Origin of the sequence: Pseudoflavonifractor intestinihominis (assembly GCF_040096055.1) — a bacterium.
GTDB lineage: Bacteria > Bacillota > Clostridia > Oscillospirales > Oscillospiraceae > Pseudoflavonifractor > Pseudoflavonifractor intestinihominis.
In genome coordinates this window covers 61,734-83,833 of record NZ_JBBMFK010000016.1, presented here as the reverse complement: position 1 = coordinate 83,833, position 22,100 = coordinate 61,734, and the positions used below count along the sequence as shown (strand labels likewise).

Genomic DNA, 22,100 nt, shown 5'->3' with positions numbered 1-22,100 from the left:
TCACGACATGAAATCTGGTGCTGAAGGTGCTCACTTTTTTGGGGCCCTTTTGCTCACATTTTCGTTTGACAAACACACTCCAGGGTGCCAAAGGGAGCCGAAACATCATGTTTCGGCTCCTTTTTTGTACTTTCTGATCAATGTTCAATTGTTGGTATAATATCGAAGATGCTGCATATTTTGCTTACATTTTTGGCCTAGCAGAGGACAAAAAGAGCTGTGCTTGCTTACACTTGCCAACATTTAAGTGCTCCTTGCCCCTGCTTTTCCGTCCTTTTCCGTCTCTTTCAGTAATTCGGACAACAGTTCCGGATGGCTTTGAATCAAAGCTTTCAGCTTACGCAGCATATCCGCATCCAAATCTTCTTCGGTAGGCGCCGCCCCTACTTTGGCAAAGAAACCTGTATCCATTTCATGAGCGATCAGCTTTCGGCCTGCATCAAACCCGTGGGCATAGGTATCGGTCACCATACGGGCCTCGGCGTGGCCTGTGTCTCCCTGCACTGCCTTGATATTGCCGCGGCTCAGTTTGAGCTTCAGCGAAGTACTGCTGTGTCTCAGACTGTGAAACACCACCGGGCGAAAATTGTTTTGGGCAATCAGCTTCAGGCCGTAGACCTCCACGTACTCGTCCAGAAAATCGCTGACCGTGATCTCCTGCCTAGCCCGTACAGTCCCCTTGGAAATTTTAACAGGCGGCTCAAAGGTCCCATTCTTTTTTGCCAGCTTGATCTGCATGTCCCTGATCAGTGCCTCGTCCTCCGACCTGAAGGTTTCGGTACGAGGAGAAGCTTCGCCCGGACAGCGGTACACGACTTGATAGCTGTTTCCACGCTTTCTGATCGCCACATTATCACCCGGCGCGAAAAACGACTTAATCAAATACTGGCGTTCCAACATCACAGCCCGGTCCCAGGTAGTTGGCATGGATACAGAATGTAGTAAAAACCATCGGGTCATGTGGGACCAGAGCACCGGTCTTAAGATTCAGGTTTCCGTTTTGAAACGTGACATATTGTTTCCCGGCATCGATCCACTCCTGCGGAGATCGAAATCGTCTATCAATTGTGAGCAGGTTGCAAGCGTTCTTAATGGGGGAATATTTTTTGATCCGAATTGCATCATCCCGGCATTGATCCAAAATGACGCCCTCCATATCATCTGCAGCCTGCAGTTCATAATTTGTCCCATTAATCTGATTAACATCCTCACCCACCAACCGCAACAGTTTTGACCTTTCAGCATTGCGAACTATATTTAGATGGGGGGCAGCTTCTGAGGGCCAGGGCGGTGCGAGATCATTCCCGCTCGTCTTTATAGCCAGGATGTCCCGATAACAAAAATGGGCTTTTTTTACAGAGCGGCTCCCAGCGTTTTATGTCGAAAAACGGTGTCGTGTATGGCGGCTCACCCTGTTGCCGCCGTGCCGAATCACAAAGTATGTGCTGTTGTTGGATTTTAGGCAAAAGGAAACGGCGGCTCGAATTTAGAGCCGCCGTTTCAAAGGTGTGTCAATACCTCTATTTGCTTATATAGCTTTCTTTTTCCTGAATACTACAACTCCTCGTACCGCAAGGGCCAGGACCACTACAATATCCACCGCAATGAGCACCATGGTCCAGATGGGCATGGCGTAGCCGATGACCTCGCCGTTCATGGCATTGGAGTTGACCACCGTGTAGAGCACGTCCTTGGTGCACTGGCGCAGGACGATCACGTCGGCCACGTCGGAGGTGTCGCACCAGCTCACCGGGGTGGTGGCCAGGTTGATGGAGCCGCCGGCATAGGCCATCTGACGGGAGTCCATGTAGTCGGGCACGGTGTTGAAGTCGCACAGCACCATGCCCCGGAAGCCCCACTCGTCCCGCAGAATGGTGGTCAGCAGGCGGTAGTCGCCGCCGGTCCAGCGGGTGCCGATGCGGTTGAAGGAGCTCATCATGGCCCGGGTGCCGCCCTCCTTCACCGCCAGCTCAAAGGGCTTGAGGAAGGTCTCACGCATGGCCTGCTCGGTGACCCAGGAGCAGTCGCCGCCGATGGAGCGGTGGGTCTCCTGCTCGTTGAGGGCGAAGTGCTTGACGTAGCAGTACACGCCCTTGCTCTGGCAGCCCCGGACCACGGCGGCGGCCATCTTGCCGCTGAGGATGCCGTCCTCGGAGTAGTACTCGAAGTTGCGGCCGCCGAAGGGAGAGCGGTGGATGTTGCAGGCGGGTGCGTACCAGCCGGAGTAGGGCATGCCGTCGCCCCGGGCGTTGCCCCAGATGCCCTCGTTGCCTACGGACACGCCGAAGTCCTCGACCAGCGCCTGGTTCCAGGTGGAGGCAATGACTACCTCGGCGCAGTAGGAGCAGGTGCCGTAGAAGGTGGTGCCGTCCATGAAGTTGACGAAGCCCACCGGGCCGTCGGTGTCGTTGGTCTTGGGCTTGCCGATGCTGTCCATGGCCTTGGTCTGGAAGGCGCCGTAGTCGTACATGGCCACCATCTCATCCAGGCTGGCCTGGTCCAGCAGGTCCTCCCACAGCTCCGCGTCATAGGACACCAGCGGGTCGCCGGGGTTTTCCGGCTCCACGTCGCTCTGCTCCAGCAGGTCCCGCAGATCCAGACCGTTGTCCTCATCGTACCAGGGCATGGGTTCCGAATCGTAGTCGGTGGGATTGTTGGTGGAAATATCCTTCAGCGCATTGATGAACTCGGCGCTGACCTCACGGTCTTCCGCGGTGGGGGTGGTGGGCCAGGTGCCCTCCCAGTCGCTGCGGGAGAGGATGGTGGAGAGCTGGTAGTCAGAGTTGAACATGGGGTCGTCCAGGTCGGTGTACAGGTTCTGCACCGCCGTGCCGGTGACCGGGTCGGTCTCATAGCGGATGCCGCCGGTGGGCACGGCGAAGGGGATGGTCTCCACCACCTCATGGGCGTTGCGGCTGACAAAGAGCTGGTAGCCGTCGGAGCCGGTGGCCTCCTCCAGCTCGTAGCCCTTGAAGCCGTTGCCGTTGGCGTCCTTGTAGTCGTAGGAGGCCAGATAGTAGGGGTTGAAGGTGAGGGTGACGGTCTGGCTCTCGCCGGGCTGGAGCAGGTCGGTCTTGGCGAAATCCACCAGCACCTCGTGGGCCTTCTCAATGCCGCCCTCATAGTAGGGGGCGTGGGCGAAGAGCTCCACCACGTCCTTGCCGGCCACAGCGCCGGTGTTGGTCACCTGCACCTGGACCTCATAGAGGCCGTCGGCGGCGATGGTGGCGTTCTCGATGGCGGAGGCGTCGGCGATGGCCCACTCAAAGGTGGTGTAGCTCAGGCCGTAGCCGAAGGGGTAGACCACATGCTCGCTGTACCACTCCTCGCCGTCGGTAAAGCCCCGGGTCTCATAGTACTTGTAGCCGGTGTAGATGCCCTCCTCGTAGTCCACGAAGAAGTAGCGCTGGGTCTCCCCATTCGTCGTGTAGCGGTCGCCGTCGGTCTGCATGTTGTCGCCGAAGTTGTAAAAGGTGGGGTCCTGCTTCAGGTCGGCGGCGTAGGTGTCCACGGTGCGGCCGGAGGGGTTGACGGTGCCGTTGAGGATCTCGGCCAGGGCGGTGGTGCCCGTGTTGCCGGGGAAGCCCATCCAGATGCAGCCGTCGATCTGCTCCTGGTAGGCGTAGTAGGCGGGGTCGGTCAGGAAGGTCAGCTCCATGGCCGCGCCGCTGTTGATGATGACGATGACGTGGTCAAACCCGGCCTCGCACACGGCCGAGAGCAGGTCGGTCTCGTTCTGGTCCAGCTGGAGGTAGGTGTCCTCCGGGTCGCGGGCGCCCTCGGCAGAGCCCATGGTGCGGGGCAGGTCAAAGCCCTCGCCGCCCACCCGGGTGAACACCACCAGGGCGGCGTCGCTGTACTGGGCATAGGAGCCGGTCACATCGGCGGTGTACATGGACTGGGGGGTCTCGCCGGTGGCGATGGAGATGCTGTTGCCGCTGTCCAGGTCGCTGGAGTTGCCCTTGCGAGCGGGGCCGGACTTGGACTCGTCCTCATAGAAGGACTTGAGGGTGGGGTTGCAGTCGAAGCCGGCCGCGTCCAGGGCGGTGTACAGGTCCACGGCGTCGGCGGTGTCGGCGCCGCCGGAACCGGAGCCGCCGTAGGCCAGGTTCACGCTGTTCTTGCCGAACACGGAGATCTTGGGCCGCTGGGTGACGGCGCTGTCCGACTCGGGGGTGGCGATGGGCAGGGCGCTGTTCTCATTTTTCAGGAGCACGAAGCCCTCCCGGCACAGGTCCACGTTCAGCTCGTTGGCGTGCTCCAGCGCCTCCTCCTTGCTGGCGTAGTCGGAGACATAGGAGGCCTCCACGCCGTCGGCATAGAGGGCCCGTAGGCCGCCGCCCGGCATGACGATGTTGAGCAGATCAAAGAGCACAACGGCGGCGGTATTCAGTACAATCAGCAGCACGAGGACCACCGACGTGGTGATGATCCATGCGCGCCGTCCTCTGTTTTTCATTTGTTTTCCTCCCTTATGACATTAAAGCACAGCTCCCAGCGTTCTCTTTCTCACAAAAACGCCGCTGTTCCCGCCCCGCACAGGGACGGGAACAGCGGTCGCAGTGGGATCAATAGTTATCCATGGGCAGGCCGAAGTCGCCGTTCCACCACAGGACAGCGCTGGTGGTGATTTTTACATTGTCGATCACCGGAGCCGTAGCAGCCACGGTGCCGCCGCCGATCCAGTTATCATCGTTATTCACCAGGAAGGAGAGGTGGTTCTCACCCTCCACCAGAGAGGCACCCTCGATAAGCACGAAGTCCTCAAAGGCCTTTACGCCGCCGGAGGGCACGTCCGTGATCTCGATTTTACCGTAGTCGATGGACTCGCCGTTGAGTGAGATGGTGAACATGTCGGGGGTCAGAGTCAGGTCGGCAAACTCACCCGACAGTCTGGCCACGATGGTGGCGTCGGAGACCGCCATGTCCGAGACGATGTGGAAGTCCAGCGTCAGGTTGGGCGTATAGGTATAGCCTACAAAACGGTTGTTGCTGGCCTGGGTGGGGCTGTTCTCCGCCTCCCGCTGGATCAGGCCGACACCCTCCGCCTCTCCGGAGTAGCCGTTGCCCCGCTTGCCGGTCAGGTCGATATCCTCGGCCTCGAAGACATACTCATTGGTGCCGCTGGCGGTGCGGGTCCAGGTGGCATAGGCGGTCTGAGCAGCAGTGACGGGAGCGGAGAAGTCATAGGCCACAGTTCCCTCAGGGTCGGCGAACCAGCCGTTGAAGCTGTAGCCGGCACGGGTGGGATCGCTGGGCTGGCTTACGGTGGCATTCTCCTCCACATTGACCACCTGGGCCTCGGGGGCGCCGGTGTAGCCCAAATCAAAGGTGACGGTCAGGTAGTTTGTGCCTGCCTCGACCCACTTGGCGTACAGGGTGATATCTTCGGTCACCTGTGCGTCGGGGTCAAAGGGGTCAGAGCACTCGGCGTTGTAGTACCAGCCGTCAAATTCCGCGTCCTCCGCGGTGGGGTCCGTGGGCATGTTGGCCACGGGACCGGCTTCCGTAACTTCCACCGGATCCAGGGAGCCGTGCCCGCCCATGTCAAAGGTGACTACGTACGGCTTTACAGTGATATCGAAGCGGGTACGCTCCCCGCCATAGTTGACGGTGATGCTCTTCCGCCCCGCGCTGTCCGTATTGACCTCGGAGAGGGTCACGCCGTCATCCTCCAGGCTGACCGTAGCGGTGGAGCCGTCGGCGTTGGTCACGGTGAGCTCACCGCCGGCAACAGAGAATTCCTCACCGATGGCGTACTCGGTCTTGGTGGGCAGGGTGGTCACTTCGATCTCAAACGATCCGGAATTGCCGCTGCCGCCTTCGCCGCCTCCGCCGCAGGAGCTGAGCAGCAGCGTCAGCGCGCAGATCGGTGCAAGAAAGCGAGCAAGTTTGTGCTTTTTCATAGTTTACTTTGCCGTGGAGGCGCTGTCGGCGACAGTGCCTCCGCGGACATTCCTCCTATTCTGTCAGGGATTCGGGTTACACTACGGTGACGGTTACATTGTAGGTGAAGTACAGATAGTAGTCAGCCCGGACGTCGACCTGGATCGTAAAGGCAGGCGTGCCGGCGGCCACCTCGCCGGTGAGCATGCCATCCGGCGTCAGGGTCAGGCCCTCGGGCAGCGGGCTTTCGGTGCTGTAAGTCACGGCAATTGCCTCTGCCGTAGCATCGGAGTGGCTCACGTCGGCCTCGCCGCTCTCTGCGGAGAACTCCACAGCGAGGTCGGTGAACTCAAATGCGTGCATCTGGTTGTGGATATCCAGGTTGTTGGCAGCAGAGTAGAGGATGTGCTGGGCGCACATACGCACGGCGTAGTACTGGGTGGGAGAGAGTACGGTGTCTGTCTCCGCCTCTGCGTCGGCCTTGATCAGCACGCCGCCCCGGCCGTCATTGGCAGTGGGATCCCAGGTGCCGGAGAGGGGCTCGGCATAGCCGCCGGGACGGACGCCCAGGGGGATGTCCTGGCCGGCACGGACCATTGCGTCAAAGGTGTGGTACTCGCTGTTGAACAGGGTGTCGGTCACGTTGGCACCCTGATAGCCCCACTCGTCCCGCATCAGCGCGGTCATGGTGGCATAGTTGGTATAGCACATGGCGTCGCCCACCCGGTTCATGCCGGACATGCTGCCGGTGGAGTGTCCGTACTTCACGGCGTACTCATAGGGCTTTACATAGATCTCGCGGATGGCCTGCTCGTTGCACCAGGTAAAGACGCCGCCCAGAGTGTTCCGGTTGGTCTCCTGGTTGTTCAGGAACATGTGCTTCATATAGGTACGCACGCCCTTGGCCTGGACGCCGCCAATGAGCGCGGCAGAGATCTTGCCGGCCAGGACGCCGTCCTCGGAGTAGTACTCAAAGTTACGTCCGCCGAAGGGAGAGCGGTGGATCTCCAGACCGGGGCCGTACCAGCCGCCCAGGTTCAGGAACAGGGCCTCGTTGCCGCACATGTTGCCGATGGCGGCGGCCAGCTCAGTGTTGAAGGTGGCGGCCACCACGCAGCCGCAGGCCCAGAGTGTGCCGCCGGGGGTGGTGCGGTTATAGAAGCCGGCCTTCACCTGGGAGGGGCCGTCACCGTCTACGCCTTCCACCTTGTCGATGGCGGGCAGGGCGGGGGAGAGATAGTAGCCCTGGGTCACGATGGAGGCCATCTCCGACCAGGTGAGCTGGTTCATGAACTCGTCCCACTTCTGGCTCCCCTCGTCGGTGCCCAGGATGACGTTGCCGTTTTCATCAACCTGGGGCTCGGTGTAGGAGATGCCGCTCATGTCGCTGAGCAGGATCTCCGCCCGGCTGCCATCCGCTCGCTGAATCTGGGTGGTAGTGCGGGGGGTGGGGTTGGTGGCGTTCCCCTCAATGGTGAGAGTAACCGTCTCTGTCTCGGCGTTGGACTGGGTCCAGGTCTCCGGGGTGGCAGCCACATACCAGGGGTCGGTCTCCTGGTCCTGATAGGCCAGATAGGTCTCCTCAGCGTCATAGAACGCCTTCTTTTCGGCGGTGATGTTGCGGTCCTCCTGGGTGGAGGGAGTGGGAAGCTCCAGGCCGCCCTCACGGCTGATCTCATTGGCCTCCAGGGCCTCGTTGGTGGACTTGTAGCGCTCCACGTTCTTGCCGTTGACGGTCTCGCCGCCGCTGTAAACGTTGCCGATGGCGTTGCCGGAGGTCAGGTCGGTCTCGCAGAGGATGCCGGTGTGGAAGTCGTCGCCGTTGCTCTCCACGGTCCGCACGACGCTGTCCACCACCTCGTGGGAGTTGCGGTTGATGGAGATGATGTAGTCGCCGGCCTCCAGCTCATAGCCCTTGAAGCCGTTTCCGTTTTTGTCGTTGTAGTCATAGGACGCCATGTCCTGGGCCACAAACTGGACCTGCACGACCTGGCTCTCGCCGGGCTGGAGCAGGTCGGTCTTGGCAAAGCCCATCAGGACCCGGGCCGCCTTCTCAATGCTGCCCTCATAGTAGGGCTGGGATGCATAGACCTGGACCACGTCCTTGCCGGCCACATCGCCGGTGTTGGTGACCTTCACCTGCATGGTGACGGTGCGGTTGGGCGCGTCGATCACGGCAGTCTCGGCCACGCCGGTCAGCTCCCAGTCAAAGGTGGTGTAGCTCAGGCCGTAGCCGAAGGGATAGACCACGTTCTCCTGGTACCAGCTCTCGCCGCTGCCCTCGGACTGGGCCTCCATATCCGCCGCCACGGTCTCATACCAGCGGTAGCCAATGTAAATGCCCTCCCGGTACTCCACGGAGCGGTAGCCGCTGTCCGTAAGGGTGCCGTTGTCGTCATAGTAGACGTAGTTGTCCAATCCATTCTGCACGTTGCTGCCGAAGTTGCTCCAGGTGGGGTCCTGGGTGAAATCTCTGGCGAAGATGTCCACCAGATGGCCGGAGGGGTTGACCTCGCCGGTCAGGATCTTGCCCAGTGCCGCGATGCCCGCGTTGCCGGGGTGGCCCACCCAGATGATGGCGTCCACATCACTGTCGTCCTGCATGTCGCCCAGCTCAAAGGCGTTGGCGCTGTTCACGATCACGATGAACTTCTGGATCCGGCCCTCCTGCTTGAGCTCCTTCAGGTACTCATAGACCTTCTTCTCGTTGTCGTCCAGCTCCAGATAGTGCTCGGTGGGATCGCTGTGACCGGGCACCTCCGCCGTCAGAAGGTCGCGGCCTTCCGATCCGGTTCTGGAGATCGTCCACAGCACCGCATCCCCGTAGAAGTCAAAGGTCCCCTCGATGGAGGCGGCGTAGGTGTCCGGATCCAGCTCCAGCGCGTCAGGGTTGTCAACGCCGCTGTAATAGTTCAGGAGCTTCTCGTTGACATTCAGGCCAGCCTCCTCCATGCTCTCCTGGAGGGTCCACTCGTGCCCGAAGCCGTCGCCTGCGCCGGAGCCGCCGCCCACGGTCTGGAGCCGGCTGCTCCGATAGCCGAACAGGGTGATATTCCGCTCCGTGTCGGACAGGGGAAGGGTGTTGTCCTGGTTCTTCAGCAGAACAAAGCCTTCACTACCCACTTCGATGTTCAGCTGCTCGCCCAGCTCTCTGGCCTCGTCAATGGTGCTGAAGTCGGTGTAATACTTGCCCTGAGCCGCAAGATTGCCGGTCTGGGTGCCGGTGGCCTCCACCAGCGTCTCCTGGATCAGGTCCGTCGCCGTCTGTTCCCCGCCCGCAGGGGTCGCGCTGGGCGTGGTGCCGGGAGCAGATGCGCTGGGAGCAGCGGTCCCGTCGCAGGCAGCCAGTCCCACGGTCATCGCTGCGCTCAGGAGCAATGCGGCCACTCTTTTACCATGCCTTTTGGTAAGTTTCATTCGGGTTCCTCCTCTTTCCTTTTCTGGATTTGAGGCTGTATCCGCCTCCTTGACGCCAATCTTAGAGGATATGACAAATTACCTCAATGGGCTCCCCCGTAATCTGTACATCTCGCAACGAAACCTGACACGCAGAACGATTTTCTTCTCCAGAATTCCCCCTCTTGGAAGCAGAATTTTTGTGCGTTATATAGAAAAGCGGACCGCCGGCAACATGCCGGCGGTCCGCTTTGTAAACAGTTTGTTTTCTCTGCCCCAACGGACAGGCCCGGGTATCCGAATGGCGCTTTTGTCAGCGCTCCCCATTCTGCCTGTCCCGCATGGGCAGCAGGATATCCAGCGCAAAAAGGTTCTCCTGTGTCTCGATCTTGTGATGTCCTCCGTATTTCTCCACCAGCAGGGCAATGCTCTTCATGCCGTAGCCGTGGTGCTCCTTGTCCTCTTTGGTGGTCATCAGCGTCTGTCCGGAGAGCAGCAGGCCATCCCGAAAGTAATTTTCCTCCCGGATCTGAACAAAACTGTTTCTTCCCACGACATTCAGCTGGATAATGCGGTCGTCCGGGTCGTCCAGACGCTCCACACCTTCAATCGCGTTGTCCAGAATATTTCCGAACAGGGTAAAAATATCCGACTCGCTCATAAAATCCAGGCGTTTCCCGTCCGCAATGCAGATCAGCTGGATGCCCCTCCGGAAGCAGTCCAGCTTCTTTTTGGAGAGGATGATATCCAGCGCCTCGTTGCCGGTGTGGAGCGCGGTATCATATGCGTCCACGGCCCTCTCAATATCCCGCTGGGCGTCCTGCAGCAGCGCGCCGTCCTTGACCTTGTATTTCAGGTCATGGGCATTCATGTTGACCGCTTCCATCATCTTTTTTTCAAACTCGGTCTGGTTCCGCTTTTCCTGTACGATCTCTTTGAGCGTGTTGCGCTCCGTCTCTGCCGTCTTGTAGGACAGCAGGTTGTACTCCAGCATCAGTGTGATGCAGGTAAACAGCACCGCCATAATCGGGCCGCTCATGTTTACCAGCGGATCTTTTGCGGCCGGCTGGTACAAAAACTGTATCATCTCCACAATATTCATGGCAAACAATGCGATGGCGGAGATAATCAGCTGTCCGACGGCATCTACCCGGATAATGTTCATCACACCGCCCGACCGTTTCTTGAAGGCCTGATACCCCGCCACATACGTGCCCGCAAAAAACAGATACACCGAGGGATCGCGCAGCCACTCCCATCTGGAGCCAACCGCCATCCAAAATACCAGATGAATCCGGCTCGCAATATGCTGCAGGCAGTAGCCGCACATAGCGCAGAATGCAGCTCCAACCATGTCGCACTCATAGCACCAGCGTATCATGAGCGTAAAGAGAAAAATGTGGATAACATAGGGAGTGGATTCCAAAAGCGCATTCCGAGAGAAAGCCTTTTCAACATACTCCGCCCAGCTCATAGCAAAGGCGGCCTGAACAGCCAGACCTAGGAGAAATTTAGCAGGAAAATACCGGCGGCGGGGCAGCCGCCAGCAAAATGGGAGACAGCCGCAGAGAACTGTCAGCCAGAATATGTTTTCCTTCCATATCGCAATGAATTGTTCCATCTTGCGCCCCTACTGTGTTTGGCAATAGTACTCGTGCAGGGCTTCCAGGAAGCTCTTTTTCCGCGGCCTGCTTACCTGGATAACTTCGCTGCCCACCCAGACGTTATTGCCATCGACCTTTTTCACATGTTCCAGATTCACAAGGTAGCAGCTGTTGCACCGGAAAAACTGCCCGGGCGGCACAGCATCCTCCACCTTTTTCATCGTGCCGTAGCCTTTATAATTGCCCTGGTTCGTGTGATACAGAATGGAGTGGTCGTTGATCTCCACATAATAGACGGCGGATACAGGCAGGCAGAGCAGGGTGCCGTTCTCCATGATCTCGATCTTGCTCTTTTCCGCTTTTTTGCACCGCTCCATGGCCTTCTTGATCACAAAACGGAATGTAGCGTACTTTGTCGGCTTGAGCATATAGCTCATGGCGTCTACTTCATAGCCGTCTATGGCGTATTGCGCCAGGTTGGTGACAAAAATCAGCACCACCTGGCTGTCTATCTCCCTCAGCTTTTTTGCCGCTTCCATTCCGTTCATATGCGGCATTTCGATGTCCATGCAGATGATATCAAACCCCGCCTGATAGCCTGAAAGGAAGTTCACAGCATTGGGAAACTTCGTGACCTGAAACTCAGTATCCGTCTCTGCACCGTATCGCGCGAAAAAAGAGGCCATCTCATCAGCTACCTTTTGTTCGTCCTCCACAATGGCGACCCTGAGCATTTTGTTCCTCCCTCTCCCTGTACTTGTATGTATATATTTTTATTATAAACGACGCTGCTCTCCATTTCAACCTGCCTCTAAAGGGGAAAATTTGTACAGATAACTTTGCAAACCGGAAATCTTGTTGCAAAGCTCTTTCCTGATCCTCGCAAGCGGCAGGTCGGAGGTTCGAATCCCCTCGGGCGTGCCATTCCTCCGCAAGCGAGATCTCGCTTGCGGAGGTTTTTTATTGCAGAAGGGGGCTCTGTGCGAGGGCCGCCCTTTGGACGCCCGGCCAAGGACCTGGGCGTCGGCGGCGTTCGGAGTGGAATAGAGAACTTTTTTGCAGAAATCATAAAACCGGTTTCATATTTTTGGGCGTTATGGACAAAGCTGCTGGGGCTCTAAGGATTGCAGGCGCAGACAAATCCGGATACACGGATTTCTTGACAAGAAATAGACTGGAAAAATACAAACAATGTGGTACAATAAAGCTGACATCCGCCCCGGGCGGCGGCCACTACTCTATGTCAGAAGGATGATCTGCCATGATCGGATTTGACGCTTCCCAGCGCACCATCAACCTGAGCACCCGCAGCACCACCTATCAGATGAAGATCGACCCCACCGGGGTGCTGCTCCACACCTACTACGGCCAGAAGCTCCGGGGCGGTGATCTCTCCCGGCTGATCTGCCCGGAGGACCGGGGCTTCTCCCCCAACCCGGACGAGGTGGGCCTGGACCGGACCTGGTCCCTGGACACCCAGCCCCAGGAGTACTCCTCCAGCGGCGTGGGGGACTTCCGCACTCCCTCCCTGGAGGTAGACCTGGCCGACGGCAGCCACACGGCGGATTTCCGCTACGTCCGCCACACCATTGAGGAGGGCAAGTACGCCCTGGAGGGCCTGCCCGCCTTTTACGGCGAGGGAGTCACCGCCCAGACCCTCACCGTGGAGCTGCGGGACCGGTGCAGCAGCCTGGTGGTGGAGCTACTCTACGGCGTGCTGGAGGAGTACGACATGATCACCCGGGCGGTGCGGGTACGCAACGACGGCTCCGCCCCGGTGCGGCTCACCCGTGTGGCCTCCGCGTGCCTGGACTTCCCGGTGGGGGACCACGACTTCATCACCCTGGGCGGCGCCTACGCCCGGGAGCGGGAGCCGGTGCGGGCCGCCCTCACCCAGGGCATCCACACCGCCGGCAGCGTCAGGGGCTCCTCCAGCCACCAGCAGAACCCCTTCCTGGTGCTGTGCGACAGGGACGCCACCGAGGACGCGGGCCGCTGCTGGGGCATGGCCCTGGTGTACTCGGGCAATTTCCTGGCCTCGGTGGAGTACACCCAGTTCCACGAGACCCGGATGACCATGGGCATCCACCCCTTCCACTTCTCCTGGCTGCTCCAGCCCGGTGAGACCTTCACCGCCCCCGAGGTGGCCATGGTGTTCTCCGCCCGTGGCCTGGGCTATATGAGCCAGATGTTCCACCGGGCCATCCGGCTCAACCTGTGCCGGGGCCCCTGGAAGGACCAGCGCCGGCCCATCCTCATCAACAACTGGGAGGCCACCCTCTTCAACTTTGACGCGGACAAGATCTGCTCCATCGCCCAGGCGGCCAGCAAGGTGGGCGTGGAGATGATGGTCATGGACGACGGCTGGTTCGGCCAGCGCAACGACGACTTCGGCGGTCTGGGCGACTGGAACGTGAACCAGGAGAAGCTGCCCGGCGGCCTGGCCCCCCTGGCCAAGCGCATCCACGACCTGGGCATGAAGTTCGGCATCTGGGTGGAGCCGGAGATGGTCAACGAGAACTCCGACCTGTACCGCGCCCACCCCGACTGGACCTTCCGGGTGCCGGGACGGCCCGTCACCCGGGGGCGCTACCAGCTGGTGCTGGACCTGACCCGCCCCGAGGTGAAGGGGTACGTGCTGGACAACCTGCGGGCCATGCTCAAGAGCGCCGACATCTCCTACGTGAAGTGGGATATGAACCGCAGCCTCACCGACGTGTGGAGCGCCGGACTGCCCGCGGAGCGCCAGGGCGAGGTGTACCACCGGTTTGTGCTGGCGGTGTACGAGATCCTGGAGGCCCTGCACCAGGAGTTCCCCGACCTGCTCATCGAGGGGTGCAGCGGCGGCGGCGGCCGGTTTGACTGCGGCATGCTGTACTACACCCCCCAGATCTGGTGCTCCGACAACACCGACGCCGCCGACCGGCTGCGTATCCAGTACGGCACCTCTTTCTGCTACCCCTGCTGCGCCATGGGCGCCCATGTGTCCGCCGTGCCCAACGGCCTGACCCACCGCGCCACTCCCCTCCACACCCGGGGTGTTGTGGCGGCGGCGGGCACCTTCGGCTACGAGCTGGACCTGAACGAGCTGACCGCCGAGGAGCTGAAGGAGGTGGCGGAGCAGATCGCCGCCTTCCGCACCTACTGGGACGTGGTGATGCGGGGGGACTACTACCGCCTGACCAGCCCCTTCCGCCAGGAGGACAGCTACTGCGCCTGGATGCACGTCACCGCCGACAAGAGCCGGGCGGTGGTGGGTCTGGTGCAGACCGTGCGCCACGCCAACCCGGTGCGGCCCCTGCTGCGGCTCAAGGGCCTGGACCCGGACCGGAATTATCGGGTGAACGGCGTGGTCTACGGCGGCGACGAGCTCATGTACGCCGGGCTGGCCCTGCCCTTCCTGGACCAGTACCAGGCCGTTCAGTATCAGATCGAGGCGGTATAAGAAGGAGGATGCCTGAGATGGACAAGGCATGGTGGAAAGAGAGCGTCATCTATCAGATTTACCCCCGCAGCTTCTGCGACTCCAACGGCGACGGCATCGGCGACCTGCCCGGCATCACCAGCAGGCTGGACTATATCAAGGAGCTGGGCGTCAACGTCATCTGGCTCTCGCCGGTGTACCGCTCCCCCAACGACGACAATGGCTACGACATCAGCGACTACCAGGCCATTATGGACGAGTTCGGCACCATGGCCGACTTTGACAAGCTGCTCTCTGAGGCCCACGCCCGGGGGCTGAAGATCGTCATGGACCTGGTGGTCAACCACACCTCCGACGAGCACCCCTGGTTTGTGGAGAGCCGCAAGTCCAAAGACAACCCCAAGCGGGACTTCTACATCTGGCGGGAGGGCAAGGACGGAAAGGAGCCCAACAACTGGGGCTCCTCCTTCTCCGGTCCCGCCTGGACTTACGACGACGCCACCGGCATGTACTACCTCCACTGCTTCTCCCCCAAGCAGCCCGACCTGAACTGGGACAACCCGGCGGTGCGGCAGGCGGTGTTCGACATGATGACCTGGTGGTGCGACAAGGGCATCGACGGCTTCCGCATGGACGTGATCTCCATGATCTCCAAGCGGGAGGGCCTGCCCGACATGCCCACCAACGGCGCCCTCTACGCCTCCTGCAACCTGGGCTGCTGCAACGGCCCCCACGTCCACGAGTACCTCCAGGAGATGCGCCGGAAGGTGCTCTCCCACTATGACCTGCTCACTGTGGGCGAGTGCGCCGGGGTGACCATCGATCAGGCCAAGCAGTACGCCAACGCCCAGGGCACCGAGCTGAACATGGTGTTCCAGTTCGAGCATGTGGACCTGGACGGCGGCGACGCGGTCACCGGCAAGTGGAGCACCCGAAAGATAGACCTGGTGGCCCTGAAAAAGCTGCTCTCCCGCTGGCAGAACGAGCTGGACGGGGTGGCCTGGAACAGCCTGTACTTCTGCAACCACGACCAGCCCCGCATCGTCTCCCGGCTGGGGGACGACTCCCCCGAAAACCGGGAGATTTCGGCCAAGTGCATCGCCACCTGTCTGCACATGATGCAGGGTACCCCCTACGTGTACCAGGGGGAGGAGCTGGGCATGACCAACGTGCCCTTCGGGCCCATTGAGAACTACCGGGACCTGGAGTCCATCAACGCCTACCGGGACCTGAGCGCCCGGGGGGTCATGCCCCAGGCGGAGCTGATGGCCGCCATCGCCTACAAGAGCCGGGACAACGCCCGCACCCCCTTCCAGTGGGATGACTCCCCCAACGCCGGATTCACCACCGGCCGGCCCTGGATCATGGTCAACCCCAACTATGTCCAGATCAACGCCAAGGAGCAGCTGGGCCGGGCGGACTCCGTGTTCCACTACTATCAGAAGCTCATCGGCCTGCGGCGGAATTCCCCCGACAAGGACCTGATCGTCTACGGCAGATACGACCTGATCCTCCCCGACCATCCCCAGCTCTTTGCCTACACCCGCACGCTGGAGGGCAAAACCCTGCTCGCCGTGTGCAATCTGTCCGGGAAAGAGGCAAAATTTGACCTGCCGGAGGAGCTGAAGGGCCGGAAGAGCCGCCTGCTCATCGCCAACTGGCAAGCGGCCCCCGCCGCCCCCGGCGCTATGACCCTGGCGCCCTGGCAGGCCGCCGTTTGGGTCCTGGAGGACTGAACCACATTATATAAAGGAAAGCAGCCCGGGAATTCCCGGGCTGCTTTTGCGTTTTTGGGGACAGGCAGTGATACCGCTGTCGGGAGCGGAATAAAATGAGACAGGCCCTTCAGCCGTTGGCGCAGGTCCCGCCGGTGGAGGCCCGGCGGATGAGCACCGGGTCGATGACCTTGTGGACCGGCTTCCGGCTGTGGAGGGGCTTGCCGTCCTTGCGGGCGTTGATCTGCTCCACCACCAGGGCCACCGCCTCCTGGGCCAGCAGCTCCACCTGCTGTCCCACCGTGCTGACGGGGATGATGGCCTCTCGGGATGCGGGGGAGTTGTCGAAGCCCACAATGCGGTAGTCGTCGGGCAGACGCCCGTACTTGAGGAACAGCAGGTTGATCATGGTGCTGGCCAGGGTGTCGTTGGAGAGGAAGATCCCCTTTTTCTGGCCCCTGTACCGCTCCTCCATGTCGTCGATCAGCTCCCGCAGGATGGCCAGGTCGCTCTCGTGGGAGCGGTCCACGTCCCGCAGCATCAGCTCGTGGCGCAGGCCGTGGCCCTGGCAGTAGTCCAGAAAGCCGGTGATGCGGCCATAGGCCGGGATGAGGGGGCTGGTGGGCGAGTTGATGTGGAGGAGCACGTCGCAGCCGCACTCATCCAGCAGCTGCGCCGCCTGGCGGCCGCCGGTGTAGTTGTCGGTGTTGACGCTGCACACGTGCCTGTCCTCCCGCTCCATGGTCACGATGGGCAGGTGCAGCGCCGCCAGCTCCTCCGACGAGATGGTGTGGCTGAGGACGATCATGCCCTCGATCTGGTAGGCCATCAGCTCCCGGATGTACCGCCGCTCGCTCTCCTCATTCCGGTTGCCCACGAACACCAGGAATTTGTAGCCGTAGGTCTCATAGGTGGACAGGATCTGGTTGAGCACCTCGGAGAAGAACCGGTGGTAGAACTCGGGCAGGATGATGCCGATGAACTCGGTCTGGCCGTTGGCCAGGATGCGGGCCACCTTGTTCTCTTTGTAGTGGAGCTTCTCCAGAGCGTCGGAGATGATCCGCTGGCTCTCCGGAGCCAGGGAGTCCGGGTTGTTGAAGTAGCGGGAGATGGTGGTCTTGGAAAAATTGGTATATCTGGCAATGTCGTCAAAGGTAATCTTCTTTTTCGGTTCCATAACAGCGCCCCTTGTCATGCCGGCGTACTCCGCCGCCGGACTATTGTAATATTATAGCAGACACGCTGGAAATGTACAACGGATAGGACTCCGGGGAGGGATTGTGTAATATGTATAATAATGACTAAAACAGTTCGGGTGATATTTACAAAGTTGGTTTATTTGACGATAAACGATTGACGAATCCTTTCCAAAAGTGCTAATATAATGGCGAAGTAACCGGTTCCATTTCATGTTTTGTGAAATATTTAAGGAGTGGGAGGCGCATTTATGAAAAAAGCAATCATATCCATCGTAGTGATAGTGGCGCTGTTGGCTGCTTTGGTCTCAGCCGCCGCCAGCGGGGTCCGGTTCGGATTCGCCAGCAACCCGGACGATCCCAACGAGGTGGACGAGGCCGAGCCCATCGACACCTCTGTGGACACCTTTGAGTACGACCAGTCCCTGGCGGGCACCACCATCACCCTGCTCAACTCCAAGGCGGAGATCCAGAACGCCCTGGTGGAGATGGGCGAGGAGTTTGAGAAGAAGTCGGGCGTCCACGTGGAGGTCATGCCGGTGACCGACGGCGACTCGCCCTACACCAAGGTGGTCAGCCTGTACAACTCGGGCAATCCGCCCACCATGTCCATCCTGGACACCACCGACGTCATCGCCCTGGCCGAGGCCAAGGCGGCCGACCTGTCCGACGAGCCCTGGCTGGCCGAGGCTGAGGGCTACCTGACCGAGGTCAACGGCAAGGTGTACAGCTTCCCCCTGTGCATCGAGGGCCGCGGCATCATCTACAACCAGAAGGTCATTGAGGACACCCTGGGCGAGCCCTTTGACCCCTCTTCCCTCCACACCCTGGACGACTTTGTGGCCCTGCTGGACCGGCTGGTGGCCGCCGGGCTGGAGCACCCGGTGTCCCTGGCCATGGAGGACTGGTCCCTGGGCGCCCATCACCTGCAGTACATCTATGAGACCTACGACGGCACCTCCGACGGCGCGGCCGAGGTCATTAACCAGATCAAGAGCGGAGAGCTGGACCTGACCACCTACGACCGCATGTCCCAGTTCCTGGACATGTTCGACGTGCTGAAGAAGTACAACGTGGCCGCCGCCGACCCCCTGGGCGCCGACTACGACGAGATGGCCATTGACCTGGTGGACGGCAAGACCGCCTTCTGGTTCAACGGCAACTGGGCCTGGCCCAACATGGCCGAGGCCGACGCGGAGGAGGACGACGCGTACGGCTTCCTGCCCTACTTCATGAACAACGACCCGGACGACTTTGTCAACTATGAGATCCAGGCCTCCCCCTCCAAGCAGGTGATGCTGGACGGCATCGTGGCCACCGAGCAGGAGCAGGCCGCCGCCAAGGAGTTCCTGAACTGGATTGTGTACAGCGAGATCGGCCAGCAGATGCTGGTCAAGACCTGCAGCATCATCCCGCCCTTCCAGAACAACCCCTATGAGCCCTCCGACCCCCTGAGCCGGGACATCTACAACCACGTCCATGAGGGCACCGCCTTCAACGCCTCCGCCATCGTGCCCAACGACCACTGGTCTGTTCTGGGCGCCGCCATGCAGAAGTATCTGGCCGGCCGCAGCGACCGGGCCGAGCTCATCGCGTCCATTGAGGACTACTGGGCCCAGCAGAAGTAAGGAGGAACTGAAATGAAAAGAAAGAGTGGAAAAGATTTCTGCGGTTTTGCGCTGCCGGGCCTGTTCTGTTTCGTGGCAGTGGTCATCGTCCCCTTCATCTACGGCGTCTACCTGACCCTCACCGACTGGAACGGCGTGTCCGACGTAAAGAACTTTGTGGGCTTCACCAACTTTATCAGCGTGGTCAAGGACGGCCAGTTCTGGACCTCCCTGCTGCTGACCTTCAAGTACGTCATCTTTGTGGTCATCATCGTCAACGTGCTGGCCTTCGCCATCGCCTACCTGCTCACCCGGGGCATCAAGGCCCAGAACTTCTTCCGGGCCGGCTTCTTCACCCCCAACCTGATCGGCGGCCTGGTGCTGGGCTACATCTGGCAGTTCGTGTTCTCCCGGGTGTTCGTTGGCATCGGCGACGCCACCGGCTGGAGCCTCTTCGAGAGCTCCTGGCTGTCCGACCCCAGCCTGGCCTTCGCCGCCCTGGTGCTGGTGTCCGTGTGGCAGCTGTCCGGCTACATGATCCTCATCTACGTGGCCGGCTTCATGGGATTGAACCAGGACGTGATGGAGGCCGCCAGCATTGACGGCGCCACCGGCTGGACCAAGCTGCGCCACATCATCCTCCCCCTCATGATGTCCTCCATCACCATCTGCCTGTTCCTCACCCTGTCCAGAGCCTTCATGGTGTACGACATCAACCTGTCCCTGACCGCCGGCGCCCCCTACGGCACCACCGAGATGGCCGCCATGCACGTGTATGAGAAGGCCTTCACCTCCCGGCAGTTCGGCGTGGGCCAGGCAGAGGCCCTGATCCTGTTTGTCATCGTGGCCATCATCAGCGGCGTCCAGGTTTACCTGACCAAGAGACAGGAGGTTGAGGCATAATGAACAACTCCACCATCGGCGGCAACAAGCGCAAACTGGCCAACGCCCTGGCCATGACCGGCCTTATCATCATCTTCATCGCCTACATGTTCCCCTTCATCATGGTGGTCATCAACGCCCTGAAGGAGAAGCGGGACATCATCAAGGACCCCTTCTCCTGGCTGTTCACCGTCAAGGGCCTGTCCTTTGACAACTTCGTCAAGGCCTTCACCCAGATGGACTTCCTCAACGCCTTCAAGAACTCCCTCATCGTCACCGTGTCCGCCACCGTGCTGGTGACCCTGCTGGCCGCCATGCTGGCCTACTACATCGTCCGCCACAACAACAAGGTGTCCAAGATCATCTTCGCCCTCATGGTGGCCTCCATGATCATCCCCTTCCAGGCCATCATGATCCCCCTGGTGAGCATCTACGGCGGCACCCTCAACGTGCTCAACCACCGCATCACCCTGATCTTCATGCACGTGGGCTTCTCCATGGCCATGTCGGTCTTCATGTTCCACGGCTTCATCCGGGGCAACATCCCCATCGCCCTGGAGGAGGCGGCCTACATCGACGGCTGCAACCACGCCCAGATCTTCTTCAAGATCGTCTTCCCCCTCCTCAAGCCCATCATCTCCACCATGGTCATCCTCAACTCCCTGGCCTTCTGGAACGACTACCTGCTGCCCTCCCTGGTCCTCACCGACAAGGAGCTGCTCACCCTGCCCCTGTCCACCTACAGCTTCTACGGCACCTATTCGGCGGATTACGGCACCATCATGGCCGGACTGCTGCTGTGCGTCATCCCCATCCTGATCCTGTACGTCATCCTCCAGAAGCAGATCATCGGCGGCGTGGTGTCCGGCGCGGTGAAATAAAAGCTACCCAAACCCATCCCGATGTGATACAATTCATGCTTGTGTGGAGACCATCCAAACCCGCCGGTGTCTGGCGACCGGTGGGGATCTCTGTCGGGAGCCTCTCGTTGAAGGGGCTCCCGATTTTTACAGGGCCCGCCGGGCCCGGAACGCTACGGAAGATGCGGAGGGAAGCGCGTTGACAACGGACATCGTACACCTGAGAGCCCCCGGAAACTGGATCAACGACCCCAACGGGTTTATCTACTACAGGGGCGAGTACCACCTCTTCTACCAGTATTTCCCCTACGCCCCCCGGTGGGGTACCATGCACTGGGGCCACGCGGTGAGCCGGGACCTGATCCACTGGGAGCACCTGGGGGTGGCCCTCTTCCCCACCAAGGACTATGACCGCAGCGGCGTGTTCTCGGGCAGCGCCCTGGAGATTGACGGAAAGCTCCGCCTGTACTACTCGGCGGTAAAGTACGACCGGCCCAACCCGGAGGACATCCATGTGGCGGAGGGGGACCGGTTCGAGACCAGCCAGGCCATGGTCATCTCCCCGGACGGACGGCAGTTTGACAACTGGGCGGACAAGAGGCAGATCATCCCCGTGCTCACCGACCCGGCCGTGGGCGACCGGAAGGACACCCGGGACCCCAAGGTGTGGCGGGAGAAGAACGGCTACCGCATGATCCTGGGCAGCACCCGGGACGGGGCCGGGCGTGTGCTCTTCTTCCGCAGCCAGGACGGAGAAAACTGGACCTACGCCAACCAGTACGCCTCCCCCGAGCTGGGCCGGGTGCTGGAGTGCCCCGACCTGATGAAGACGGAGGACGGGTACATCTTCGTGGGCTCCCCCATGGGGGTCACGGCGGACGGCCTGTCCTACGCCGACCAGGCCATGTACGCCCGGGCGGACTTTGACCCGGACGCCTGCGCCCTGTCCCTCCGGGAACCCCTCTCCTACCTGGATTGGGGCCTGGACCTGTACGCCCCCCAGAGCACCCTGGACAAAAATGGCCGCCGGGTGCTGGTGGGCTGGATGCGGATGCCCAGGCCCGTGGAAAACTGGCCGGACGGCCGGGGGCCCTGGAACGGCATGATGAGCCTGCCCCGGCTGGTGCAGGTGCGGGACGGCCGGGTGTGCTTCCCGGTCCACCCCGACGTAGACGCCTGCTTTGACAAGCCCGCCGACGGCCTGGCTCCCCTGGCGGAGTACAAGCCCGTCCGGCTCAGGGCCACCCTCCGGGAGGGGGACGCCCTGAACATGGGCGGATACCGCATCCGCATGGCGGACGGCAGGATCGAGGCCGACCGAAGCGCCCTGTTCGGCGGTCTCCAGGGCTGCCGCCTCACCGCCAGCACCCCCGCCCTGGAGGGGGACGGCTGCCGCCTGGACATCTTTGTGGACCCCAACCTGGTGGAGATCTTCGTCAACCAGGGAGAATATGTGCTCAGCCATGTGGTGTACGGCCTGGGGACTCAGCTGGAAGGCCCCGTGGAAGAGGCCCGCACCGTCTGACATGA

14 protein-coding genes are annotated in these 22,100 nt (G+C 60.7%); 6 read left to right on the top strand and 8 right to left on the bottom strand.

All coding sequences use genetic code 11. The features are described from left to right. Positions 1-243: 243 nt before the first annotated feature. The 7 genes from WMO64_RS10750 to WMO64_RS10725 all read right to left on the bottom strand — a co-directional run bounded on the left by WMO64_RS10750 (position 244) and on the right by WMO64_RS10725 (position 11,620). Complete coding sequence (locus WMO64_RS10750; protein ID WP_349231973.1) at positions 244-900, bottom strand: site-specific integrase; 657 nt, start codon at positions 898-900, stop codon at positions 244-246. Continuing rightward, complete coding sequence (locus WMO64_RS17115; RefSeq protein WP_353963963.1) at positions 875-1,216, bottom strand: hypothetical protein; 342 nt, start codon at positions 1,214-1,216, stop codon at positions 875-877. The genes WMO64_RS10750 and WMO64_RS17115 overlap by 26 nt, the downstream gene beginning before the upstream one ends. Before the next feature lie 312 nt (positions 1,217-1,528). Further along, positions 1,529-4,459, bottom strand: a complete 2,931-nt coding sequence (locus WMO64_RS10745) for a glycoside hydrolase family 3 C-terminal domain-containing protein (protein ID WP_349231972.1) — start codon at positions 4,457-4,459, stop codon at positions 1,529-1,531. 109 nt (positions 4,460-4,568) lie between these two features. Beyond that, positions 4,569-5,906: an InlB B-repeat-containing protein gene (locus WMO64_RS10740; protein ID WP_349231971.1), complete on the bottom strand. Its 1,338-nt coding sequence runs from the start codon at positions 5,904-5,906 to the stop codon at positions 4,569-4,571. 76 nt (positions 5,907-5,982) lie between these two features. Then, positions 5,983-9,303 carry a glycoside hydrolase family 3 C-terminal domain-containing protein gene (locus tag WMO64_RS10735; protein WP_349231970.1) on the bottom strand — a complete coding sequence of 1,107 codons (3,321 nt, stop codon included), beginning with the start codon at positions 9,301-9,303 and terminating at the stop codon, positions 5,983-5,985. Between the two features lie 292 nt (positions 9,304-9,595). Beyond that, positions 9,596-9,943 carry an ATP-binding protein gene (locus WMO64_RS17150; RefSeq protein WP_435412066.1) on the bottom strand — a complete coding sequence of 116 codons (348 nt, stop codon included), beginning with the start codon at positions 9,941-9,943 and terminating at the stop codon, positions 9,596-9,598. Between the two features lie 969 nt (positions 9,944-10,912). Beyond that, positions 10,913-11,620 carry a LytR/AlgR family response regulator transcription factor gene (locus WMO64_RS10725; RefSeq protein WP_294518483.1) on the bottom strand — a complete coding sequence of 236 codons (708 nt, stop codon included), beginning with the start codon at positions 11,618-11,620 and terminating at the stop codon, positions 10,913-10,915. A gap of 527 nt (positions 11,621-12,147) precedes the next feature. Here WMO64_RS10725 and WMO64_RS10720 point away from each other — a divergent pair. Together WMO64_RS10720 and WMO64_RS10715 are read left to right on the top strand one after the other, a co-directional pair. Further along, a complete protein-coding gene (locus tag WMO64_RS10720; RefSeq protein WP_349231968.1) occupies positions 12,148-14,331 on the top strand; it encodes an alpha-galactosidase in 2,184 nt (727 codons plus the stop codon). A gap of 17 nt (positions 14,332-14,348) precedes the next feature. Continuing rightward, complete coding sequence (locus WMO64_RS10715; protein WP_349231967.1) at positions 14,349-16,046, top strand: glycoside hydrolase family 13 protein; 1,698 nt, start codon at positions 14,349-14,351, stop codon at positions 16,044-16,046. Positions 16,047-16,155: 109 nt separating this feature from the next. On the opposite strand, the gene WMO64_RS10710 is transcribed toward WMO64_RS10715, so the two are convergent. Continuing rightward, on the bottom strand, positions 16,156-17,202 hold the full coding sequence (locus tag WMO64_RS10710; protein WP_349231966.1) for a LacI family DNA-binding transcriptional regulator: 1,047 nt from the start codon (positions 17,200-17,202) through the stop codon (positions 16,156-16,158). Between the two features lie 270 nt (positions 17,203-17,472). Here WMO64_RS10710 and WMO64_RS10705 point away from each other — a divergent pair, with 270 nt between their 5' ends. The 4 genes from WMO64_RS10705 (at position 17,473) to WMO64_RS10690 (ending at position 22,095) form a co-directional block, all read left to right on the top strand. Beyond that, complete coding sequence (locus WMO64_RS10705; RefSeq protein ID WP_349231965.1) at positions 17,473-18,849, top strand: ABC transporter substrate-binding protein; 1,377 nt, start codon at positions 17,473-17,475, stop codon at positions 18,847-18,849. 12 nt (positions 18,850-18,861) lie between these two features. Continuing rightward, complete coding sequence (locus WMO64_RS10700) at positions 18,862-19,731, top strand: carbohydrate ABC transporter permease (protein WP_294518467.1); 870 nt, start codon at positions 18,862-18,864, stop codon at positions 19,729-19,731. Further along, positions 19,731-20,591, top strand: coding sequence for a carbohydrate ABC transporter permease (locus WMO64_RS10695; protein WP_294518464.1), 861 nt, complete (start codon positions 19,731-19,733; stop codon positions 20,589-20,591). Before WMO64_RS10700 ends, WMO64_RS10695 begins: the two co-directional genes overlap by 1 nt. Before the next feature lie 178 nt (positions 20,592-20,769). Continuing rightward, positions 20,770-22,095: a glycoside hydrolase family 32 protein gene (locus WMO64_RS10690; RefSeq protein WP_349231964.1), complete on the top strand. Its 1,326-nt coding sequence runs from the start codon at positions 20,770-20,772 to the stop codon at positions 22,093-22,095. The last annotated feature ends 5 nt before the right edge of the window (positions 22,096-22,100 follow it).